Source organism: Arthrobacter sp. 2YAF22_2, assembly GCF_052114645.1.
In the GTDB taxonomy this organism is placed as follows: domain Bacteria; phylum Actinomycetota; class Actinomycetes; order Actinomycetales; family Micrococcaceae; genus Arthrobacter.
The window spans coordinates 1-5,755 of sequence record NZ_JBFRFD010000218.1 but is presented as its reverse complement, the minus strand read 5'-3'; the positions used below and the strand labels follow the sequence as shown (position 1 = coordinate 5,755).

Sequence of the window (5,755 nt, the reverse complement as noted above, 5' to 3'; positions counted from 1 at the left end):
CAGGTCGCGGTGCACCACCAGGATGACGGCGGGAGCCTCATGGGTCTCGCCGGCGCCGGTGACCACCCGCTTGAGGTGGCCGGTGAGTGTCACTTCGGTGACGTCGTCGAACACAACCTGCGCACCGAACTTCTCCGCCTGCTGCTGCAGCCCGTCCATCAGCTCGGGGCCCTGGACGCCGGCCGGGAAGCCGGGGAAGTTCTCCACCTCGGTGGTGTTCATCAGCGCGCCGCCGGCGGTGACGGCCCCGGCGAGAACGAGCGGCTCGAGGCCGGCCCGGGCGGCGTAGATCGCTGCGGTGTAACCGGCGGGGCCGGATCCGATGATGATCAGCTGGTGCATGCTCATGAAGACTCCTGGTGTCGGGGGGGGCTTGGCGGTTACTTGACGGGGGCCAGCGAAGCGATGAGGCCTTCGATGCGGGTCTTGATATCGTCCCGGATCGGCCGGACGGCGTCCACGCCGTGGCCGGCGGGGTCCTCGAGTTCCCAGTCCTCGTAACGCTTGCCGGGGAAGATCGGGCAGGTGTCGCCGCAGCCCATGGTGATGACGACGTCGGACTCTTTCACCGCCTCGGTGGTGAGGACCTTCGGGATCTCGGCGGACATGTCGATGCCGAGCTCGGCCATGGCCTCGACGGCGGCCGGGTTGACCTTGTCGGCCGGCTCCGAGCCGGCGGAACGCACCTCGATCCGTCCTTCGGCCAGGGTGGTGAGGAAGGCAGCGGCCATCTGGGAGCGGCCGGCGTTGTGGACGCAGACGAACAGGACGGAGGGCTTCTTGGCGGTTTCGGTGCTCACGGGGTTCTCCTGGAATCAGCTAGGGGGCGTGTCGTGGTCTGGTTGGGGTCTTCGTGGCTGCGCTGCACCGCTCAATTGACCATTGAAGATGATCGATACAGTGAGTGTCGGTCAATAGATTGATGATTGTCAATATTTACGTCGCCGGTGGGTTCAGGCGGCGAGCACGCGCGGTGCAAGGCCGGTGATGCGGTCGGCGATCTCCTTGAAGGCCCGCTCGAAAGCTTCATCCGTGCCCAGGCGGAGCGGATCCGGCACGGACCAGTGCACGCCACCCAGGCCTGCCAGCTCCTCGTGGGCGTTATCGCACACAGTCACCATCAGATCCCCCTCCGCCGCGGGATCCAGCAGGCGGGGAGGAGTGTCGGCGAGCTCCAGGCCGTGACGGCGGGCGACCTCGATGGCCCTCCGTGCAATCCGGTCAGCGGGATGCGTTCCCGCCGAAATCGTGGGGATATCGCTGACCTGCTTCCAGAGAGCGGCGGCCAGTTGTGACCTTGCACTGTTTCGCGTGCAGACGAACAGGACGCGGCGCGCGCTTTGCCCGGCCCCTGGAACGAGGCCTTCCAGGGCGCCGGCCGCAAGCCGGAGGTAGCTGCGGCGCCGGTCAGCCTCGGAGCGGTGCCGGGCTGTCAGTCCGGCCTCTTCCAGTGCGCGCAGATGATGGGAGAGCAGATTCGACGCCATTCCCAGCTCGGCCTGCAGCTCCGTGGGAGAAAAGTCGCCCAGAGTCAGCAGGTCAACGATGCGCAGCCGCGCAGGATCGGCCAGGGCTGCGTGCTTGGCTACCCGCACCCGAAAAGCGTCTGCTGTCTCAAGTTTCATTGATTCAATTTTGACTGAGTTATTTCTTTCGGTCAAGCTGTTGCCATGACTTCCAACCAACCGCCGCTGTGGCGCCGCGCCGTCGCCGAGCTGCTCGGCACCAGTTTGCTCGTGATGATCGTTGTCGGCTCCGGGATCGCCGCCCAGCAGCTCTCGCCCCATGACGTGGGCCTGCAGCTGCTCCAAAACAGCACCGCCACGGTGCTGGGTCTGACGGTCCTGATCCTCGTATTCGGTCCGGTCAGCGGCGCCCACTTCAACCCCGTGGTCTCGCTCGTCGACTGGATCCTGGGCCGGCGCAGCGGCGCCGGGCTGACCCTCCGGGAGCTTGGCACATACGTGGTCGCCCAGACAGCGGGTGCGGTCAGCGGCAGCGTGATCGGGAACGCCATGTTCGAGGTGGGCACGTCGGTTTCAGTCAAGGAGCGCGCCACCACGGGACATCTGCTGGGCGAGGTTGTTGCTACCGCGGGGCTCGTCCTGCTCATCTTCGCCCTCGCAGCCACCTCCCGGGGCGCCCTTGCCGCGCCGGCGGTCGGCGCCTACATCGGCGCCGCGTACTGGTTTACGTCCTCGACGTCGTTCGCGAACCCGGCCGTGACGGTGGGGCGCATCTTCAGCGACACGTTCGCGGGTATCGCCCCGGACTCCGTTCCCGGCTTCGTAGCAGCGCAGCTGGTCGGCGCGGCGGTAGGCGTGGGCCTCCTCCTCGTCCTGTTCCCCTCCGCGGCCCGCACAGCTGACGACGTCGTGATCCCACACAGCTCCGAACCGGTCAACTCGTAGCATCAGCCAGCGGCTGGAGGAGCAACCATCTGTGCCCGCGCCCGAACATGGCCCGGTACGGCTTTATATTGATGACTGTCAATATCGGGGCATAATGGGTATATGAACCCGCTCTCTATCCTCGAACCGGCCACGGCTGAAGCCTGCTGCGCCCCGGCGGGAACGCCTGCCCTGGGCGCTGAAGAGGCGAAGCAGAAGGCCCTGGTCTTCAAGGCCCTGGCCGATCCAAACCGGCTACGCCTGCTCTCCATCGTCAAGGCCGAGGCGTCCGGCGAATCCTGCGTCTGCGACCTCACCGAGCCGCTGGACCTGGGCCAGCCCACCGTCTCCCATCACCTGAAAATCCTGGTCGACGCCGGGCTGCTGCACCGCGAGAAGCGCGGCACTTGGGCTTATTACTCGATCGTCCCCGGCGCCATCGAGCAGACGGCCGGCCTGCTGGCGACCCTGTGAGCCTGGATATTGCGGCTGCCGTCAAGGTCCGGCCGATGCATGAATCCGATTGGCCCGAGGTCCGGCGAATCTATGGCGAGGGGATCGCGACGGGTCAGGCCACGTTCGAGGTCGAGGCGCCGGACTGGCACCGCTTCGAGGCTTCGCGGCTCGCTTCCCACCGCCTGGTGGCCGAGACGCCCGACGGCGGGATTCTCGGCTGGGCGGCCGTGTCCGCCGTATCCGCCCGCGCCGCGTACTCCGGTGTCGTCGAACACTCCATTTACGTCTCCGAGGCAGCCCGCGGCAGGCGGATAGGGTCAGTCCTCCTGACGTCCCTGATCGCCTCGACCGAGGACGCCGGCATTTGGACGATCCAGGCGAGCATCTTTCCGGAGAACGAGGCGAGCCTGAAGCTGCATCTCGCCCAGGGCTTCAGGGTCGTGGGCCGGCGGGAGCGGATTGCCCGGGTTGGCCACGGTCCCGCCGCAGGACAGTGGCGGGACACCGTCCTGATCGAGCGGCGCGCTCGGGACGTCTAGTTCTTTTCTGCAAGGCCGCCGGAGCGAGAAGATAGCCCCGACAACCGGAAGCAGAACCGCAACCAAGGAGGACACGATGGAAACCGAGGCTCCCACCACCGAGGACCGGCTGCGCACGATGTTGGACAACGTCAGGACGGCAACCGCTAACACCCGCCAGATGATGGACTCACCCGGCGACGAGCAATGGGTGCAGGACGGCGAGTCGGATGCCGAGTACCTGATGTCGATCCAGCGCGACACCATCGCCAGGCTGGATGCCACCGCGCGGGACATCGAAGCTTTGTTGGCGCGCCCAGTGGAGGCGTAGCCAGACTGTCAGGCCGGCAGGGACCTGAGTGAGGTCAGCGCCAATAATTTGTCCACGCCAACGGGTTCCTCGGGAAGCAGCGGAATGAGCGCGACCCGGTCAGCCAAAGCCCGAACCTTTGCGATCTGCTCAAGTTCTCCTACCGCGCGGGCCCGCAGGAAGGCTGACTCTGGATGCGCCGCGGCGATGGAATTGTTGATCACCCAGGCCCACGGATGGATCCCGGCCCGCTCCAGGTCCTCCTTCAATTCTTCGGCTTCCAGCACGGGGGTAGTTTCGGCCAAGGTGACCAGGACGACTTTGGTCTGAGCCGGATCCTGAAGCCGCATGAGGGGCGTCACGAACCCCCTGGTGGCGACCACCTGGCGGGAAATCTCCCGGTGGTATGAACCGGTGGCGTCCAGGAGCAGCAGCGTGTGGCCGGTCGGTGCTGTGTCAATCACCACGAATTGCCGCCGGGATCCCTGGACCACCTTGGAGAACTGCCGGAACACGGCCACCTCGTCGGTGCAGGGGGACAGCAGGTCCTCGGCGAGGGCGGCACGTCCCGCGTCGTCCAGGCCCCGGCCCTTGGTTGCCATGACGTGGGCGCGGTATTTCGCGATGGCTGCGTCCGGATCGATGCGCGAGACTGTCAGGCCCGGGACGGTGCCGTGGAGGGTCTCCGTGAGGTGGGCCGCGGGATCGGTCGTGGTGAGGTGCACCGCATGTCCGCGTTGCGCCAGGGCGACGGCGAGGGCGGCCGCGACGGTGGTCTTACCGACGCCGCCCTTCCCCATGCACATCACGAGGCCGTGGCCGTCGAGTTCCACCTCGTTCACCAGGGCGGCCAACGGTGCGTCGTCAAGCCCGGCGGCCCTAACCCAAGGCGCAGGCGCTGTTTCCTCCGCAACTCCGGGGCCGGGTGCGGCGGCGAACAAGGATTCGAGCGCCGCGACGCCGACCATGTTGACGGGTTTCAGCTCCAGGACATCCCGGGGCAGGCCGGCGACGGCGTCGGGAATGGCGGCAGTGGCCGCCGCCTCCCGAGCCCGCAGTGCCCGGGCCAGCGCCTCATCCCCGGCGGCATCCGGCAGGACTCCATTGACGACGACGAAGCCGCCCTCGATTCCGATGTTGTTGAGTTCGAGGTAGGTCCGCTCAATCTCACCCAGTGACGACGTCTGTGCGCGGCTGACCAGGACGAGCCGGGTCTTGGTCGGATCTTTGAGCGCCCGGAGCGCCTTGGCGTAGACCTGCTTGTGCTTTTCCAGTCCGGACAGCGGGCCAAGGCAGGACGGTTCCCCCTTGCCCGCCGCGAGGAAGTCGGTCCACGAACCGGGCAGCTGCAGCAACCGGATCGTGTGGCCGGTCGGGGCTGTGTCGAAGACGACGTGGTCGTATTCGACGTAGGAGCCGTCGTCGGCGAGCAGGTTGGTGAACTCGTCGAAGGAGGCGATCTCCGTGGTGCAGGAACCCGAGAGGCTCTCGGCGATGCCGGCCAGTTCACTCTCGGGCAGGAGCCCGCGCACCGGCGCGATAATCCGTTCCCGATATGCTTCGGCGGCCTGATCCGGGTCGATTTCCAGTGCGGAGACGCCCGGTACGTCCCGGAGAGGGGTGATGGTGTTGCCGATGGTCTCGCCGAAGACCTGCCCGACGTTTGATGCGGGGTCGGTGCTGACCAGCAAGACGTTCTTGCCGCGCTTGGCGAGCGCGAGCGCCGTCGCACACGCCACGGACGTCTTACCGACGCCGCCCTTGCCGGTGAAGAACAGGAACCGTGGGCTGTTCTCGAGAAACTTCACGCCCCTTAGCATATCGACATCAGTCGATGCCCAGAAGGGGGCCGGGGGGCGGGGGAGCCCGCGGGACCCTGCAAACGGGCGCTGGCCGCAAAACAGGAGAACCCCGGTCCTAAGACCGGGGTTCCGCATGGTGCGCAAGGGGGGACTTGAACCCCCACGCCCGAAGGCACAGGAACCTAAATCCTGCGTGTCTGCCAATTCCACCACTCGCGCGCGGCGCCGTCGTACGTGGGTTTGTAGACCCCACGGCGGATGCCAGCAACCAGTCTACAG

The 5,755-nt window shown here is 66.7% G+C and carries 8 protein-coding genes and 1 tRNA gene; 4 read left to right on the top strand and 5 right to left on the bottom strand.

The window, feature by feature from the left end; genetic code table 11:
- From AB4Y86_RS10415 to AB4Y86_RS10405, 3 genes are all read right to left on the bottom strand, one after another.
- On the bottom strand, positions 1-348 hold a 348-nt coding region (locus tag AB4Y86_RS10415; RefSeq protein WP_441402160.1), incomplete at its 3' end, for an NAD(P)/FAD-dependent oxidoreductase.
- Between the two features lie 32 nt (positions 349-380).
- Positions 381-800 (bottom strand): arsenate reductase ArsC, encoded by a 420-nt coding sequence (locus AB4Y86_RS10410; protein WP_441402159.1) that lies wholly within the window; start codon positions 798-800, stop codon positions 381-383.
- A 153-nt stretch (positions 801-953) separates the two neighbouring features.
- The gene (locus tag AB4Y86_RS10405) at positions 954-1,625 is read right to left on the bottom strand and encodes an arsenate reductase/protein-tyrosine-phosphatase family protein (protein WP_441402158.1); all 672 of its coding nucleotides are present in this window, start codon (positions 1,623-1,625) and stop codon (positions 954-956) included.
- A gap of 45 nt (positions 1,626-1,670) precedes the next feature.
- Here AB4Y86_RS10405 and AB4Y86_RS10400 point away from each other — a divergent pair, with 45 nt between their 5' ends.
- The 4 genes from AB4Y86_RS10400 (at position 1,671) to AB4Y86_RS10385 (ending at position 3,695) form a co-directional block, all read left to right on the top strand.
- Positions 1,671-2,411, top strand: a complete 741-nt coding sequence (locus AB4Y86_RS10400; RefSeq protein WP_441402157.1) for an aquaporin — start codon at positions 1,671-1,673, stop codon at positions 2,409-2,411.
- A 102-nt stretch (positions 2,412-2,513) separates the two neighbouring features.
- Positions 2,514-2,864, top strand: coding sequence for an ArsR/SmtB family transcription factor (locus AB4Y86_RS10395; protein WP_441402156.1), 351 nt, complete (start codon positions 2,514-2,516; stop codon positions 2,862-2,864).
- 35 nt (positions 2,865-2,899) lie between these two features.
- Complete coding sequence (locus AB4Y86_RS10390) at positions 2,900-3,385, top strand: GNAT family N-acetyltransferase (RefSeq protein WP_441402155.1); 486 nt, start codon at positions 2,900-2,902, stop codon at positions 3,383-3,385.
- A 76-nt stretch (positions 3,386-3,461) separates the two neighbouring features.
- Positions 3,462-3,695: a hypothetical protein gene (locus tag AB4Y86_RS10385; RefSeq protein WP_441402154.1), complete on the top strand. Its 234-nt coding sequence runs from the start codon at positions 3,462-3,464 to the stop codon at positions 3,693-3,695.
- An 8-nt stretch (positions 3,696-3,703) separates the two neighbouring features.
- On the opposite strand, the gene arsA is transcribed toward AB4Y86_RS10385, so the two are convergent.
- Both arsA and AB4Y86_RS10375 read right to left on the bottom strand, forming a co-directional pair.
- On the bottom strand, positions 3,704-5,482 hold the full coding sequence (gene arsA / locus AB4Y86_RS10380) for an arsenical pump-driving ATPase (protein ID WP_441402153.1): 1,779 nt from the start codon (positions 5,480-5,482) through the stop codon (positions 3,704-3,706).
- A 128-nt stretch (positions 5,483-5,610) separates the two neighbouring features.
- Positions 5,611-5,695: transfer RNA gene (locus AB4Y86_RS10375), tRNA-Leu, on the bottom strand.
- Positions 5,696-5,755 lie beyond the last annotated feature (60 nt).